The following is a 16,197-nucleotide window of genomic DNA, read 5'->3' as shown; positions in this document are numbered from 1 at the left end:
GGACCCCTGTTGGATGGATTGGTGCCGTTTATCGGCACTCGCAGTCTATAAGGGTGGAAAGGGCCGCAGAATGTCCTGCGGCCCGAACCAGTTGATCAAGTTAGGCTGCGAAGCCCCACTTGTAGATTTGCGGCAGGTACGCGATGTGCATGTCGACACCGACCAGGCCTTCAACGTGGTGACGTGTGATCGTGCGCCAGTATGGCTGGATCGTCACGCCTTCGTTGATCATGATGGCTTGCAGTTTGCCCATCACTTCGCGGCGTGCATCTGCATCGGCGATCGAGTTGGCTTCTGCCAGCAGGCTGTCGAACTCGGCGTTGTTGAACGCGCTTTCGTTCCATGCTTCGCCCGAGCGGTAGGCCAGACCCAGAACCTGCGTACCCAGTGGGCGGTGGTTCCAGTTGGTCGAGCTGAACGGATATTTCGCCCAGTCGTTCCAGAAGGTCGAACCCGGCAGAACAGTCCGGCGCACGTTGATGCCTGCGTCGCGCAGCTGAGCTGCCACGGCGTCAGTCGTGTTCTTGCGCCAGTCATCGTCGATCGAGATCAGCTCGTGCTCGAAATCACCCATGCCTGCTTCTTCCATCAGGGCTTTTGCACCTGCTGGATCATAGGCGATACGCGTGACCGATGGGTCATGCTCTGGGTGAACTGGACCAACGTGGCAGTTATCCGCTGGGATACCGTTGCCGGAGACACCCAGTTCCAGACACACAGCGTTGTCGACCGCCATGGCCAGCGCTTTGCGGACGCGCACGTCTGCGTAAGGCTTCATGCCATCGACTTCTGCGTCTTGGTTTGGCCGGATCACGACGGTCGCACCCGACACAACGTCCGAACGGACAAGGCCAAGGCTCGAGAAGATGTCGACGAAGTCGCCAACCGATTCCCAGTTCATGTCGATTTCTTCGGCCTCGTAAGCCGCGACAAATGCCGATGGGTCCGTGCCGTAATCGATGAATTCGATACGGTCGAGGAAACCACCTTTGCCGGCTTCATAGCCCCACCAGTCATGGCCTTCGTTGCGGACCAGGACGCCTTTGACGCCGACTTCATGGCTTTCAGGCATCATGTAACCGGTGCCGACTGCAGTGCCCAGCATGTCGTCTGGGTTGTGGCTGCTGTGGACGATCGCCGCTGGATAGTCAGCCATGCCCGGAATGATGGTGATATCTGGGTTTGGCAGGTTCAGTTGTACCGTGTGGCTGTCGACGACAACGATTGCGCCGTCGCGTGCCTTGTTGGTGTCTGGGTCGATCAGCGACGCCATACGACCGGCCATCGAGTTACCCTCGACGTCCTTTTCGCACCACATTGCAACGTTGCGTGCCACGTCGTCTGCGGTGAAGTCGTCACCGTTGTTCCACTTGACGCCTTTGCGGACGTTCAGAGTGTACTGTGTCGCGTTGTCGTTTGCGGTCCAGCTTTCCAGCAGCATTGGCTCGAACGACCCGTCGCTGTTGTATTCAACCAGATATTCCAGCCAGCCAGCGGTGAAGGTCGCAATTTGCGTCCAGTCAAACGTACGTGGGTCTTTCAGTGCGCGGATTTCCATTTCCATGCGCAGAGTGCCGCCTTGCTGAGCGTGGCCCGCAGCAGCTGCTGGAGTTGCCCCAATCAGGCTGTAGGCTGTGGCCGATGCCACACCCAAGGCTGTCGCGCGCGCCATGAATTCACGACGGTCAAGCTTGCCCGCCTTGTATTCGTCCGCGTACATTTTCGCCGCTGGATGCACCGAAGTGGTGGTTTGCGTCATCTTTTTCTCCCTGTGACACATCATTATTTCTGGAGGAGGCGGCAGCCGTATTCGTCATGACAAACCGGGCGGCTGCCCAGGTCAAAAGCGGATTTTCTGCACACTCTCCCCGTTGTGCCGGACCATAGCGCACCATATCGCTCCGAAGGTCAACGGTTGCTTTCGCCGTTTCATATCAATTTTGCGACATGACGGATGTCGGAAAGGGGCCAGTAAGGTTGATTGGCTCAGCCAGCACGCCGAAAATCAGACGGGGTCTGGCCGACCTGATGCTGAAAAGAGCGCGTGAAATAGGCCGCGGAGCGATAGCCCAGGTCGAGCGCAATTCTCTTGATCGGCAGGTCCGTGCGCCGCAACAGATCGCGCGCCTCATACATCAGACGCTCAGACAGCATATCATGTGCTGATCGTCCGCAGGCCTGTCGGCAGCAGCGGGTCAAATGCGTCGGCGTCACCCCTAATTCGGCGGCCATTTCGGCGACGCCGACACCCGAAGCGTAGCGGGTTTCCAGCAATTGCGTGTATTTCCGCGTCAGCCGTTCAGCGGCATTGAGCGTCGCCTCTTTTTCCGACTGCGCTTCGTTGCGCCGCTCAAGCCAGACGCCAAGTAATCCCGCATACAGATGACAGGCGCGTGTTTGTTGTGACAAATCCCGTGCCGCCTCGCGTTGCAAATTCTCGAAAAGACCCACGAATTCGCTGTGCTCCATAAGATCGCGCATGCGCAGATGGATCGGTGCCTCTGGCATCGCGATCTCGGGTCGTTCTGGGATCATGGCCACCTGTCCAAACAATCCCGTTTTGGTCTCAAGCGAAAATGCGGTGCCAGCGGGCAGAAACACAATGGCATTCGGACCATAGATCCGAGTCAGGCCATTGATAATGATCTTGCCTTGTCCCTTGGTAAACCAAAGCAGCAGATGATCGTCTTCGGAATGAAGTGACGAAAGCCGCCAGTTTCCGTCCCGCATCATCTGCGAAAAGGTCATAACTTGTACCGACATGGTGCTAAGCCCCTGTAATTACCCGCTCTGACCGCCGTGTTGTTTTTTGATAGGATACGCGACTTCGCGCACATTCCAAAGCCGCTAAATGTGGGGTTTGTGCAAGCGTAGACTGCTATAAATCAGCCGGGGACCGATATGGCGGTCCACTTTTTCATACGCGCCCGGAACCATGTGCGTTGTCGTTTGGCGTATTGCCGGGTGGCGATCACGCTCGCCTCACGCGCCGATGCGAGGTCGCGATCGCCGCGGACATATTCAATCAGCTCCACAGCGCCGATTGCCTTGGCAGAAGGCCAAGTTGCATCAAAATCCTCCGCCATGGCGCTTGCTTCCTCAAGCGCGCCACCGTCCAGCATCAGATCAAACCGCTGTTCGATGCGCGCATTCAGCCACTCTTTGTCGGCGTCCATGACAATGGGCACACAGGACGTCAGCGGCAGAAGCGGCGGCGGTGTTTTCTCTTGCCAGTCCGCCAATCCGCGCCCTGTGGCATGAAGCACCTCCCACGCGCGTTGAACGCGGGCGGGGTTGTTCAGATCAATCCGCGCTGCGGTCTTGTGATCAAGACACGCAACCATTGCGGCCAGACCGTCATCCGCCAAGCGCGCGTCACCTTCCGCGCGCACCTCTGGCGGGGTTTCTGGAATTTCGGCCAGACCTTCTGTCAAAGCCCGGAAATACAAACCTGTGCCACCAACTATGATCGGGGCTGGTCCTGTCAGATACGGCGTCACATCGCGCAGCCATGCTCCTACCGAGTAGGATTCGTTCACTGGCACATGCCCATACAGCGCGTGAGGATGCAGCGCTTCATCTTCGGGACTAGGGCGCGCCGTCAGGACCCGCCAACCAGCAAAAACCTGAAGCGCATCGGCATTGATGATTGGACCGGACCGATGCTCGGCCAGTTTCAACGCCAGCGCGGATTTGCCCGACGCTGTCGGACCGGCAATCAAAATCGGCTGATCGTTGGATATGCGCGACAAATCAGTCATTTGTGGTCGGATGTTGATCTTAGATGGGTTGGTTTTGCGCGAGAATTCAATGGCATGCGCCACGCCTCAAGCGTATCGACGATATTGCGTCGGCTTGTCCAGCATGTCAAAGGGCGTCGGAACATAGTCCGACGACCCAAGGAGGGCAGCATGACCGCAGACGCCGTCAACAGTGACACCAGCGAATCCGAGACCAAGTTCAATCGGGTGCTTCTGAAAATCTCTGGCGAGGCACTGATGGGCGACCAAGGATTTGGTCTGCATCCTCCAACGGTCGAACGCATCGCCAATGAGGTCAAATCGGTTCACGATCTGGGCGTCGAAATCTGTATGGTCATCGGCGGCGGCAACATCTTTCGCGGGCTGCAAGGCAGCGCGCAGGGCATGGAACGCACAACAGCCGACTACATGGGCATGCTCGCAACAGTGATGAACGCGCTGGCCATGCAATCGGCCTTGGAAGGTCTGGGCGTCTTTACCCGCGTCATTAGTGCGATCCCGATGGATCAGGTCTGCGAGCCCTACATCCGCCGTCGCGCCGTGCGCCACCTTGAGAAAAAACGTGTCTGCATCTTTGCGGCCGGCACCGGCAACCCGTATTTCACGACAGATACCGCCGCGACCCTTCGTGCGAATGAGATGCGCTGCGAGGCGATCTTTAAAGGCACCAAGGTGGATGGTGTGTATGACAAGGACCCGGCGAAACACGATGATGCGGTCCGTTATGAAAACGTCAGCTATGACGAATGCCTGCAAAAACGTCTTGGCGTGATGGATGCCTCGGCAATCGCGCTGGCGCGTGACAACAATCTGCCGATCATCGTCTTCAGCCTTGACGAACCAGGCGGCTTCCGCGGAATTCTGGCCGGGAAGGGCACCTATACTCGCGTCGGGGGATAGGGTGTCACGGCTGCACGTGATCTGCACAGGCAGGCCCATAACCTTGCACACGCGACATTGTACCAATCCCTAGGCTATACAAAGACGCATAGGCCGCGATATACCCGGCCCATACAAACAAACGAGCGAATGAGATGTCCGAAGAAGACCTCGATATTGATGTTGATGATCTGGAACGCCGCATGGAAGGCGCGATTGCCTCGCTGCGGACCGAATTTGCGTCTTTGCGCACCGGTCGCGCCTCGGCGTCGATGCTGGAACCCGTGATGGTCGATGCCTACGGCAGCATGACACCGATCAACCAGGTCGGGACCGTCAACGTTCCCGAGCCACGGATGGTCACGGTAAACGTCTGGGACAAGTCACTGGTTGGCAAAGTGGAGAAGGCCATCCGCGAAAGCGGTTTGGGCATCAATCCGCAGCTCAATGGTACGATCATTATGCTGCCGATCCCGGAACTGAACGAAGAACGTCGCCGTGAACTGACCAAGGTCGCGGCGCAATATGCCGAAAACGCCCGGGTCAGTATCCGCAATGTCCGTCGCGACGGAATGGATCAGATCAAAAAAGCCAAGGCGGCTGGGATGTCAGAGGATGATCAAAAGCTTTGGGAAGGCGAGGTTCAGGAACTAACCGATCGCCTTATCAAATCTGTCGATCAGTCGCTGGAAACGAAACAAGCTGAGATCATGCAGGTCTAAGGACGGCAGTGCCGGTCTGCTATGCAGGACCGGGCTGAATGCATGATGAAGCCAAAGTAAAGCGATCCACGATGCCCAAAGACACCGGATATAATGATCCTTTCCATGTGGCATGTATCATGGACGGTAACGGTCGGTGGGCGCAGCAGCGCGGACGCAGGCGGCTGGTCGGGCATTATGTGGGCGCCCAACGCGTGCGAGATATCGTCAAAGCCTGCCCGGACGCCGGCGTGACGCATCTAACAATCTTTGCTTTCTCGACCGAAAACTGGAAACGCACTCAATCTGAGGTTGGCGGTCTGATGCGCCTGTTTCGGCGCTATATTATCCATGAGGCCAAGGCGCTTCTGGAAGCTGGTGTTCGCGTTCGATTCATCGGCGACCGAATCCGGCTTGAGGATACACTTGTATCGCTGATGGATGAGCTTGAGCTTCTGACGGCGGGCAATTCCAAGCTGCACCTGACCATTGCGATCAATTATGGTGGTCGTGATGAGGTCACGCGCGCGGCGCAACGGCTGGCCGTGGAAATCGAACAGGGGCGGCTCACGCACAAGGATGTAGATGCCGAGTGTCTTGCGCGGTTTCTCGACACCCGGTTCCTGCCGGATCCGGACCTTGTGATCCGCACCAGCGGGGAGGCACGGATTTCCAATTTCCTGCTCTGGCAATCAGCCTACGCAGAATACGAATTTATCGACACGCTCTGGCCTGACTTCACCCCTGAGGAATTCAATCGTGTCGTGTCTCGGTTTGGCAAACGCGAACGACGCTTTGGCGGTGTCACCGCATGAGCAGCCCCAAATGGGATGACCTCCGACAACGTTTGGTCTCGGGAGTTGCTCTGGCTGTGACGGGGCTTGTGGCGGTGACGCTTGGCGGTGTCTGGTTTCAGATGCTGACGGTTTTTGTGACAGCGGTCATGGTTTGGGAACTGTGGATGATGATCCGCCCCGAAGCCCCGACCGAAGGCATGCTGCTCGCGGCGCTGGTGGCCTCGATCCTGTCGGGTTTGTTGACGGTGCCGGGTGTTGCGCTTTTGCCGTTGATCCTGCTGCCAGCCATCGGCGGGGCCGCGTTGCTGCGGCGCGAACGGCTGACATTCCTTGGCTTTGCGATTGGCATCATGATTGCAGGTTGGGGCCTTGTGACATTTCGGGAAACCTATGGTGTCGTCTGGATCTTTTGGCTGGTTTTGGTTGTGGCCGTGACTGACATCGCCGGCTACTTTGCCGGTCGCATGATTGGTGGTCCAAAGTTCTGGCCGCGTCTGTCGCCCAAGAAAACATGGTCCGGCACGGTCGCAGGCTGGGTTGGCGCAGCTGCACTAGGCGCGGTCTTTCTGAGCTTTACAACCGCAGGACGGGATCTGATCTGGATTTCGGTTCTGGTGAGCTTTGCTTCCCAGATGGGGGACATCACCGAAAGCGCGCTGAAGCGGCGTATGGGGGTCAAGGACAGCTCGGCTCTTATTCCCGGCCACGGCGGCTTGTTTGACCGCTTTGACGGTCTGCTGGGGGCATCGCTTGTCATGCTAGCCGCCGCCCTTGTTGTCGATGTTCCACAGGTCGATTTCTAATGCGTCGTGTCACGATCTTTGGGGCGACGGGCTCCATCGGGCAAAACACCATCGACCTGATCAAGCGGGATCGCGACGCCTATGACGTCGTTGGCCTCACAGGCGCAGGCAACATCGCTCAACTGGCCGCTGACGCCCGCGATCTGAATGTCGAGGTTGCAGTCACAGCAGATGAAAGCCGGTATTCCGAACTCAAGGACGCCTTGGCCGGCACCGGGATCGAAGCTGCTGCCGGGGCAGGGGCTTTGGTCGATTTGGCTGCGCGGCCTGCTGATTGGACGATGTCCTCTATCGTGGGGGCCGCAGGTCTGCTGCCGGGGCTAGAGGCGCTCAAGCACGGCAATACCCTCGCCTTGGCCAATAAAGAAAGCCTCGTCACCGCTGGCCCACTCTTGATGGCAACGGCCAAGCAGCACGGCGCACAGGTGCTGCCGGTGGACAGTGAGCATTCGGCAGTCTTTCAGGCGCTGATAGGAGAGGATTTAGCCTGTGTCGAACGTGTGATCATCACCGCCTCGGGTGGTGCATTCCGGGATCGCCCGATTGAGGACCTTCAGACTGTCACCGTGTCCGAAGCAGCCTCTCATCCAAACTGGGACATGGGAACTCGCATCACCATCGACAGCGCGTCGATGTTCAATAAGGCGCTGGAGCTGATTGAAACCAAAGAGTATTTTGGCGTTTCTGCGTCGCAGATTGAGGCTGTGATCCATCCCGAAAGCCTGATCCATGCTCTGGTCGGGTTTTGCGATGGTGCCTTGATGGCTCATGTCGGGCCACCGGATATGCGCCACGCCATCGGATTTGCACTGCACTATCCTGATCGTAAATGCCTGCCGGTCGAACGTCTGGACTTGACCCAAATCGGGCAGTTCACCTTCCGCAAGGCTTGCGAAGACCGGTATCCGGCTCTGCGTCTGGCGCGAGAGGTGATGGATCAGGGTGGCTTGTGGGGCGCGGCCTTTAATGCCGCCAAGGAACAGGCGCTGGATGCGTTCATCGCAGAAGACATCGGTTTCCTCACAATGGCCGCAATTGTGGACGAAACCCTGTCAACATTGGCTGCGGGACAGGATCTTCTCGCCGATGTAACGCTTGAAAATATCCTGAAGACAGACCAATTGGCACGCACAACAGCTCAAGAGCATATCAAAAGCCGCCCTTAAGACGCGGCACCGGTAAACAGGACGTAGGTAACAATGGATATCCCCAGCCTTATTTTGGCTTTCGGCGGTGTGACGTGGGTCTTGGTGGCCTTTGTCGTGGCGCTGTCGATCATCGTCGCAGTGCATGAATATGGCCACTACATCGTGGGCCGTTGGTGTGGCATCGGGGCAGAGGTGTTTTCGCTGGGGTTTGGTCCGGTTCTGTTTTCGCGCACGGACAAACGCGGGACGAAATGGCAAATCGCGGCGCTTCCGTTTGGCGGCTATGTCAAGTTTCTGGGCGACGCCAATGCAGCATCTGCGGGCGCCGATGGCGAAGCCATGAAAGGCCTAGATGAGGCCGCGCGCCGTCGCACCATGCCAGGCGCACCGCTCTGGGCGCGCGCTGCCACTGTGGCGGCTGGCCCAGTCTTTAACTTTATCCTGTCTTTTCTGGTGTTTGCGGTCTTTTACCTGTCCAACGGTCAACCCGCTGATCCTTTGCGCATCGGGTCTATCGATCCGTTGCCTGCGTCCTATGACCTGATGGTCGATGACGAAATTCTGTCGGTCGGCGGTATCGCTGTCAGTACGTTCGAGGAATTTGCATCTGCGGACGAACAGATCGAGGTGTCTGACACTGTTGAATACCGCGTGCGCCGCGATGGTCGTGAACTTGACGTCATCGGTCCGTTCCCGTCGCCTCCGATTGTCACAGGGATCGCCTTGGAAAGCGCGGCTCAGGATGCAGGGATGCAACCGGGCGACTTTGTTCAGGCGATTGACGGTCAGCCCATTTCTGCGTTCCGAGAGATGGTTGATATCGTTCAGGCAGCCAATGGTGCGACGCTGGCGCTGACGGTATGGCGTGACGGCGAAATCCTAAATTTTGACCTAACGCCAAAGCCAACAGACGAACGGCAGCCGGGGGGTGGGTTTGAGACGACCTACCGCATCGGTCTGCAAGGCGGGTCTTTCATCGACCCGGCGACCGAACCGGTTGGATTGGGCAAAGCGCTGTCACGGTCTTTGGGGCAGGTATGGTTGATCATCGTGACATCGCTAGATGGGCTGTGGAACATCATCACCGGAGCCATTTCGACCTGTAACCTGTCCGGCCCCATCGGAATCGCGGAAACGGCGGGTACAATGGCCAGCCTTGGACCGGAGACGTTTGTCTGGTTCATCGCGCTCCTGTCGACCGCGGTGGGTCTGATGAACCTGTTCCCGATTCCGGTGCTGGATGGCGGACATCTGGTGTTCCACGCCTACGAGGCCGTCACGGGCAAGCCTCCGGGTGAGCGCGCGATGCAGTACCTGATGATCTTTGGTCTGGCCATCATCGGCACCCTGATGGTCTTTGCGATCGGCAGTGATCTGTTCTGCTAATACGCGGAACAGGTCATCACAAAGGCCCCGATAGCGTCCCACTGCTGCCTAGATTGCGCCTCAATTCCCGATTAGCTGACATTCAGACAAGGGAATTATGCTATGCAAACCATCAACGCAGGGGCCCGGGGCGTGGGTCTTTTGATCCTTCTGAACGCTGATCGCCTGCTCTTTGCAGGTGCCTTGGTCACAGCCTTGATCATGTCCAGCTATCTTGGCTGGCTCGCGGTTCCGGCAACCTTCTAAAAAGCAACAGCTATCCGCCGATATCCACAGGGGTGTGCGGATGGTTTTGACTCGTCCCGGCGAACGGGCTACACGCGCTTAAAACACTAATTAGCGCGGTAGAGGGGTTGTCGAATGGGCCTTGCGGGGGACATGCGACGCGGTCGGGCGGCACAAGTGCTGAACATTGCGGCTTTCGCTTTCATTTTTGTGGTGATGGCCACTGCGCTCTTTGCGCAGTCCATTCGTGTTTCCAACATCACGGTCGATGGCAATCGTCGGATCGAAACGGCGACCATTCAGTCCTATACAGGTCTGGTTCCTGGCCAGACCGTCACGCAGTCTGAATTGAACGCCGCCGTCCAGGCAATCCGCGCAACGGGCCTTTTCGAAAGCGTCAGCGCCACGCCGCGCGGCAACACGTTGGCGATCACCGTGGTGGAATTCCCGACCGTCAACCGCATCGCGTTTGAGGGAAACAATCGCCTTGGTGACGAAGACCTTCAGCGCATCGTGCGCTCGCAGCCGCGCCGGGTCTATAACCCCGCAATCGCCGAACAAGACGCAGACACCATCGCGCAGGTCTATGCTGATCAAGGGCGTCTGGCAGCCACCGTTGTCCCCAAGATCATTCGACGGTCGGACAATCGTGTCGACCTGATTTACGAGATCACCGAAGGCGGGCTGGTCGAAATCGAACGGATTTCTTTTGTCGGCAACAAAGCCTTCTCTGACCGTCGCCTGCGCGGTGTTCTGCAAACCAAACAGGCAGGTATCCTGCGCGTGCTGGTGGCACGCGATACTTTTGTCGAGGACCGGATCGAATTTGATCAGCAGGTTCTGCGCGATTTCTACAATAGCCGTGGCTACATCGATTTCCGCACTGTCTCGGTGAACTCTGAGCTTAGCCGCGAACGCGACGGATTTTTCCTGACCTTCAACGTACAAGAAGGGCAGCAATTCCGCGTCGGTGCGGTCACGACTTCGACAACACAGTCCGATATCGACCCGGATACCTTTCAAAACGCTCTGAAGCTGCGCGAAGGCGCGGTCTATTCGCCCGTTGCGATTGAAAACAACATCGCGCGGCTTGAGCGTTTGGCGCTGAACATGGGTCTGAACTTCATTCAGGTGAACCCACGCATCTCGCGCAATGACCGTGACCTGACGCTGGATGTCGATTTTGAGATCAACCGTGGACCGCGTATCTTCGTTGAGCGCATCGACATCGAAGGCAACACAACCACGCTCGACCGGGTTGTGCGCCGCCAATTCGACATTGTCGAAGGCGATCCCTTCAACCCACGTGAAATCCGCCGCAGCGCCAGCCGTATCCGCGCTCTGGGCTACTTCTCGAACGCTGACGTCAACGCCCGTGAGGGATCGTCACCAGATCAGGTGGTTGTCGATGTGGATGTCACCGAACAGCCCACAGGCTCGTTCAGCTTCGGCGGCAACTATTCGTCACAGAATGGTTTTGGCCTTTTGGCAAGCTTCTCTGAGCGCAACTTTCTTGGTCGCGGTCAACGGCTGAGCTTTGATCTGGCCACCGGCCGCGATACGAACCAGTTCTCCTTCGATTTCCTTGAGCCCGGGTTGTTCGACCGCGATCTGGCTGCAGGATTGTCGGTATCTTACCGCACCACAAACAACGCTTCGGCGCTGTTCGACACCACCAGCCTGAGCATTACGCCATCGCTGGCCTTCCCGGTAAGCCCGAATGGACGTCTGACACTGAACGCATTTGCTCGCAGTGATGACCTGTTCGACGTGAACACCTCGACGGCCATCATTCAGGCAGAAGGCGAGCGGGGGCGAACATCGACCGGAGGTCTTGGCTATGCCTATAGCTTTGACAATCGCCGCTCGGGCCTGAACCCGAATGCCGGTGTCGTCTTCCGCTTTAGTCAGGATTATGCCTTTGCTGGCGACGACATGCGCTATATCGAAACCCGCGCATTGGCTGCCGCTGAAACCCGCGTGCTTGGCGAAGACGTCACGCTGCGCGCCACGCTTGAGGCGGGTAACCTGCATTTCCTTGAAGGCTCCAGCCGTGTGACCGACCGCTATTTCCCGTCGTCACGCCAGTTCCGCGGTTTCGATCGTCGCGGCTTTGGCCCACGTGAAATCAACGGCACGGACAACGACTCACTGGGTGGCGAAATGTTTGCCATTGCGCGGCTCGAAGCCGAATTCCCCCTTGGCCTGCCTGAAGAATACGGCATCACCGGCGGTGTCTTCCTTGACCACGGCTCGGTTTGGGATGCAGGCGACGTCAGCGCCGCTGATCCGGGCGACCTGTTCTACAATGACTACACGCCGCGGACAGTGGTCGGCTTTTCGATCTTCTGGACATCGCCTTTGGGACCGCTGCGGTTCAACTTCACAGATGCGATCGAAAAAGAAGAGTTTGACGAAGAGCAGACCTTCGATCTGACCATCTCGACCCGGTTTTGATGATCCGTTGGCTGGCGACAGCTTGGGTGGCGGCTTGGGTCGCCACCGCCGCGCCTGCCACGGCGCAAGACACGTCAAGCGCTCCACAACTGCGTGTGCCGCGCGCGCCGATCCTGACGATTGACGCATCGCGCCTGCTGCCCGAGACCGTCGTTGGTCAGCGACTTGTCCGCGCGCTTGAAGCAGAGGCCGCAAGCCTCGAACGCGAAAACCGGGCCATTGCACAATCGCTCCGCGATGAGGAACTGGAACTGACTGCACAGCGGGATACGCTGCCGCGAGACGAATTCCTGAAACTCGCCGAGGATTTCGATGCGCGCGTCCAAGAGGCGCGCCGCGAACAAGATGCCAAGCAAGCGGCCTTGCAAGCCCGTCTTGATGATCAACAACAGGCACTCATGTCAGAAATCCGGCCCATCCTTGGGCAGATCATGATTGAAGCCAACGCCGCCATGATCGTCGAAATCGGCACAGTTATGCTATCGGTGCGCAGCATCGACATCACCGACATTGCCATCGACCGGATCAACAGCGCGCTTGCTGAACCCGAAGAACAAGACACCCTCGTAACCCCGGACGAGTGATCCATCATACCTGCCGCCTGGCTATGCATCGCCTTGCGTGCGCACCGGGGGCTTGGTACCCGAATGAAAACAAAACCAAAGGTGGTCTATGGCCTCTGACGCCCTGGCAACAGCCGACATTCAGCTTATCCAACGTATCCTGCCGCACCGGTATCCATTCTTGCTGGTGGACAAGGTCATTGATATCGACGGCACCGCGTCTGCGGTCGGGATCAAGAATGTCACGATGAACGAACCGCATTTTCAGGGCCACTTTCCGGGCACACCGATCATGCCGGGTGTCACCATCGTCGAAGCGATGGCTCAGACCTCGGCGGTGATGGTCGGAACCACCATGGGCCTCGCAGACAAGGATCTGCTGATTTACTTCATGGGCATCGACAAATGTAAGTTTCGGCGCAAGGTCATCCCCGGCGATGTGCTACGTATGGAACTCACCACGCTGCGTGGCAAACCGGGCGGCAAGGTCTGGCGCTTTGCCGGGACGGCGACGGTTGAAGGTGAAATGGCCGCCGAAGCAGAGTTCACCGCGATGATGGATCTTGGTGCCGAATAACCCCGACAGGACAGGAACAGCCATGAGCGGTATCCACCCCAGTGCCATTATCGAAGAGGGCGCGCAGATTGACCCCGACGCCACCGTCGGCCCGTTCTGCGTGATCGGACCCGAAGTGGTGCTCAAGTCCGGGGTTGAGCTCAAAAGCCATGTCGTCGTCACCGGTGCGACGACCATCGGCGAAGATACGGTCGTGTTTCCGTTCACGGTTTTGGGCGAAATCCCGCAGGACCTGAAGTTCAAAGGCGAAAAAACCGAGCTAATCATTGGCAAACGCAATCGCATTCGTGAACACGTCACCATGAACACTGGCACCGAAGGTGGCGGTGGCGTGACGCGCATTGGCGATGACGGTCTTTTCATGGCGGGCTGCCACATCGCGCATGATGCGCAAATCGGCAATGACGTCATCATCGTGAATTCAGCCGCCATCGCGGGCCATTGCGTGATTGAGGATCGCGTAATCGTGGGCGGTCTGAGCGGCATCCACCAATGGGTGCGCATTGGCCACGGGGCCATTATCGGCGCGCTCAGCATGGTGACCGCCGATGTTATCCCGCATGGTTTGGTGCAGGGGCCGCGCGGGCAACTGGACGGTTTGAACCTTGTCGGTCTGAAACGCCGCGGTGTCAGCCGCTCTGACATCACCGCTTTGCGCGCTGCGTTTCAAATGCTGGCGCAGGGTGAAGGCGCTTTCGCCGAACGTGCCAAACGCTTGGGCGACGAAGACAATAGCCCCTATGTGCAGGACATGGTCCGCTTTATCATGGGTGCCAGCGACCGTTCGTTCCTGACCCCCAAATGACGCTGGCATTGATCGCGGGAACGGGCGACTTGCCGCGCCATGTGGCTGCCGCCTGCGCCGAGCCGCCTTTGGTCGCAGCACTTGAGGGATTTTTACCCGCAGGCGTGAAACCTGATCTGACGTTCCGATTTGAAACGCTTGGCTCATTGATCACCGACCTTCAGGCGCGCGGCGTCACGCAGCTTTGCCTCGTTGGCGGCGTGCGTCGCCCGGTTCTGGACCCCGCAAGGATTGATGCCGCCACGCAGCCCCTGATTGCTCAGGTACAATCGGCCCTTAGACATGGCGATGACGCGGCCTTGCGTGCGTTTTTGGACCTGTTCGAACACGCAGGCTTCACGATCCTTGGGGCATCAGACATTGCACCTGATCTCGTATCTGCCGCCGGATGCCTGACCAAGGCGCAACCGACACAGCAGGATCACAAGGACGCAGAACGCGGACGCGCAATAATCGCGGCCATGGGCGCGGCCGATGTGGGGCAGGCCTGTGTTGTCGCCGATGGTCAAGCCTTGGCCATTGAGGCTTTGCCGGGGACAGATTGGATGCTGAAATCTCTGACGGTACCTGCGCCCGAACCGGTGGGCGAAACCGGTACGTTTGTGGATGACCTGCTCGGTGGCGCTGCTGATTGGTTGTCAGCCTCGACTGGTGCGCAGGCTGATCGCATCCGCGATCCTGATCTTCCACTTGGAGGAGTGCTGGTCAAAGGGCCAAAGCCTGATCAGAACTTGCAGGTCGATATGCCCACCATTGGGCCGGTGACGGTGGAAGGTGCCGCGCGCGCTGGTTTGCGCGGTATCGCGATTGCCGCCAATGCCGTGCTTTTCCTTGATCGCGAGACCACCGTTCAGCGCGCAAATGATCTTGGCCTCTTTCTATGGGCGATGGAGGAGTGGCCATGAAGATATTTGTCACAGCGGGCGAACCGTCTGGAGACCGCCTTGGGGCGGCTCTCTTGGCCGGTTTGAAATCCCTTGTCCCCGACGCAGAGTTTCGCGGCGTCGCAGGTCCATTGATGCAGTCTGAAGGCATGGAAAGCCTTTTTCCCATGGATGAACTCAGCGTCATGGGCATCGCTGAGGTCCTGCCCAAATACCGTCAGTTGATGCGACGAATCAATCAAACCGCGCAAGCCGCGATCGAGTGGCAGCCGGATGTCGTGATCACCATCGACAGCCCCGACTTTTCGCTGCGCGTTGCTAAGCGCGTGCGCGCGGCATCCAATGTCCGGACGGTGCATTATGTGGCGCCGACTGTTTGGGCGTGGCGTCCAGAGCGCGCGGAAAAGATGGCGGCGCATATCGACCATGTGCTGGCCCTGTTTCCCTTTGAGCCGCCCTTCATGGAAGCTGCTGGGATGGATTGCGATTTTGTTGGCCATCCGATTGTCACTGAACCTGCCGCCACGGCCGATGAAATCGCGGCCTTTCGGGCCGCGCATCAAGGGCCGGCCAGCGGATTGCTAACGGTTTTGCCCGGCTCTCGCAAAGGCGAGGTCGAACGGCTGATTCCGGTCTTTTCGCAAGCGTTGCAGGACAACCGGCTGCAGGACATGCAGATTGTCTTGCCGACCTTGCCCAATCTGGCAGAGACTGTCCAAAAGATGGCGCGCGATCTGCCGGGGCAGCCGACGGTTCTGACCGGAGAAGGTCAGGAACCGGATCAAGCCGCCCATGCGCGCCGCATTGCGCTAGCTGCCTCCGATCTGGCGCTTGCCGCCTCTGGCACCGTGTCGCTGGAACTTGCGGCTGCGCGGACACCGATGGTCATCGCATACGACATGAACTGGATCAGCCGCGCGATTATCAAACGCAAGCTGCTGATCGACACGGTCACACTCGTGAATCTCGTAAGCGAAACCCGCGCGGTGCCAGAGTTCATTTTTGAAGAATGCCAGCCCAAATCGATTGCCGATGCCCTGATGGCGCTCCGGGCGGACCCATCGTTTCAAACCGACGCCATGGATGTGACGATGCAGCGATTGGGCGAGGGCGGTGATCCCCCCGGCCTGAGAGCCGCTCGGGCGGTCCTTGATCGCTTGAACTGACTTGCTCGGCGCGTGACCCGAGGCCGCTCACCAAGACCCGTTAGC

16 protein-coding genes are annotated in these 16,197 nt (G+C 58.4%); 13 read left to right on the top strand and 3 right to left on the bottom strand.

Going from position 1 to position 16,197, the window contains the following annotated elements; genetic code table 11:
* Window positions 1-100 precede the first annotated feature (100 nt).
* From FE702_RS04340 to miaA, 3 genes are all read right to left on the bottom strand, one after another.
* Complete coding sequence (locus tag FE702_RS04340; RefSeq protein ID WP_147125044.1) at window positions 101-1,759, bottom strand: ABC transporter substrate-binding protein; 1,659 nt, start codon at window positions 1,757-1,759, stop codon at window positions 101-103.
* 227 nt (window positions 1,760-1,986) lie between these two features.
* Window positions 1,987-2,763 (bottom strand): helix-turn-helix domain-containing protein, encoded by a 777-nt coding sequence (locus FE702_RS04335; protein WP_147125043.1) that lies wholly within the window; start codon window positions 2,761-2,763, stop codon window positions 1,987-1,989.
* A gap of 122 nt (window positions 2,764-2,885) precedes the next feature.
* Entirely contained in the window at window positions 2,886-3,761 is an 876-nt protein-coding gene (gene miaA / locus FE702_RS04330) for a tRNA (adenosine(37)-N6)-dimethylallyltransferase MiaA (protein ID WP_147126124.1), read from the bottom strand.
* Between the two features lie 150 nt (window positions 3,762-3,911).
* Here miaA and pyrH point away from each other — a divergent pair, with 150 nt between their 5' ends.
* The 13 genes from pyrH (at window position 3,912) to lpxB (ending at window position 16,152) form a co-directional block, all read left to right on the top strand.
* Window positions 3,912-4,661 carry a UMP kinase gene (gene pyrH / locus FE702_RS04325; protein WP_147125042.1) on the top strand — a complete coding sequence of 250 codons (750 nt, stop codon included), beginning with the start codon at window positions 3,912-3,914 and terminating at the stop codon, window positions 4,659-4,661.
* Window positions 4,662-4,795: 134 nt separating this feature from the next.
* Window positions 4,796-5,362: a ribosome recycling factor gene (frr, locus tag FE702_RS04320; RefSeq protein ID WP_147125041.1), complete on the top strand. Its 567-nt coding sequence runs from the start codon at window positions 4,796-4,798 to the stop codon at window positions 5,360-5,362.
* Window positions 5,363-5,400: 38 nt separating this feature from the next.
* On the top strand, window positions 5,401-6,156 hold the full coding sequence (uppS, locus tag FE702_RS04315; protein ID WP_430303143.1) for a polyprenyl diphosphate synthase: 756 nt from the start codon (window positions 5,401-5,403) through the stop codon (window positions 6,154-6,156).
* Window positions 6,153-6,941, top strand: a complete 789-nt coding sequence (locus FE702_RS04310) for a phosphatidate cytidylyltransferase (protein WP_147125040.1) — start codon at window positions 6,153-6,155, stop codon at window positions 6,939-6,941. The genes uppS and FE702_RS04310 overlap by 4 nt, the downstream gene beginning before the upstream one ends.
* Window positions 6,941-8,107, top strand: a complete 1,167-nt coding sequence (gene dxr, locus FE702_RS04305; RefSeq protein ID WP_147125039.1) for a 1-deoxy-D-xylulose-5-phosphate reductoisomerase — start codon at window positions 6,941-6,943, stop codon at window positions 8,105-8,107. Before FE702_RS04310 ends, dxr begins: the two co-directional genes overlap by 1 nt.
* Window positions 8,108-8,140: 33 nt before the next feature.
* Complete coding sequence (rseP, locus tag FE702_RS04300) at window positions 8,141-9,475, top strand: RIP metalloprotease RseP (protein WP_147125038.1); 1,335 nt, start codon at window positions 8,141-8,143, stop codon at window positions 9,473-9,475.
* Window positions 9,476-9,577: 102 nt separating this feature from the next.
* A complete protein-coding gene (locus tag FE702_RS18525; RefSeq protein ID WP_186826979.1) occupies window positions 9,578-9,721 on the top strand; it encodes a hypothetical protein in 144 nt (47 codons plus the stop codon).
* A 132-nt stretch (window positions 9,722-9,853) separates the two neighbouring features.
* Entirely contained in the window at window positions 9,854-12,157 is a 2,304-nt protein-coding gene (gene bamA, locus FE702_RS04295) for an outer membrane protein assembly factor BamA (RefSeq protein ID WP_147125037.1), read from the top strand.
* Entirely contained in the window at window positions 12,157-12,741 is a 585-nt protein-coding gene (locus tag FE702_RS04290) for an OmpH/Skp family outer membrane protein (protein ID WP_147125036.1), read from the top strand. The genes bamA and FE702_RS04290 overlap by 1 nt, the downstream gene beginning before the upstream one ends.
* Window positions 12,742-12,829: 88 nt before the next feature.
* Window positions 12,830-13,297 carry a 3-hydroxyacyl-ACP dehydratase FabZ gene (gene fabZ / locus FE702_RS04285; protein ID WP_147125035.1) on the top strand — a complete coding sequence of 156 codons (468 nt, stop codon included), beginning with the start codon at window positions 12,830-12,832 and terminating at the stop codon, window positions 13,295-13,297.
* 22 nt (window positions 13,298-13,319) lie between these two features.
* The gene (gene lpxA, locus FE702_RS04280) at window positions 13,320-14,102 is read left to right on the top strand and encodes an acyl-ACP--UDP-N-acetylglucosamine O-acyltransferase (protein ID WP_147125034.1); all 783 of its coding nucleotides are present in this window, start codon (window positions 13,320-13,322) and stop codon (window positions 14,100-14,102) included.
* The gene (locus FE702_RS04275) at window positions 14,099-15,007 is read left to right on the top strand and encodes an LpxI family protein (RefSeq protein WP_147125033.1); all 909 of its coding nucleotides are present in this window, start codon (window positions 14,099-14,101) and stop codon (window positions 15,005-15,007) included. Before lpxA ends, FE702_RS04275 begins: the two co-directional genes overlap by 4 nt.
* Window positions 15,004-16,152 carry a lipid-A-disaccharide synthase gene (lpxB, locus tag FE702_RS04270; protein ID WP_147125032.1) on the top strand — a complete coding sequence of 383 codons (1,149 nt, stop codon included), beginning with the start codon at window positions 15,004-15,006 and terminating at the stop codon, window positions 16,150-16,152. Before FE702_RS04275 ends, lpxB begins: the two co-directional genes overlap by 4 nt.
* Window positions 16,153-16,197 lie beyond the last annotated feature (45 nt).

Origin of the sequence: Shimia ponticola (assembly GCF_007995215.1) — a bacterium.
In the GTDB taxonomy this organism is placed as follows: domain Bacteria; phylum Pseudomonadota; class Alphaproteobacteria; order Rhodobacterales; family Rhodobacteraceae; genus Shimia_B; species Shimia_B ponticola.
Note: the sequence above shows the minus strand (reverse complement) of the source record. Positions and strands in the feature narration are given on the sequence as shown.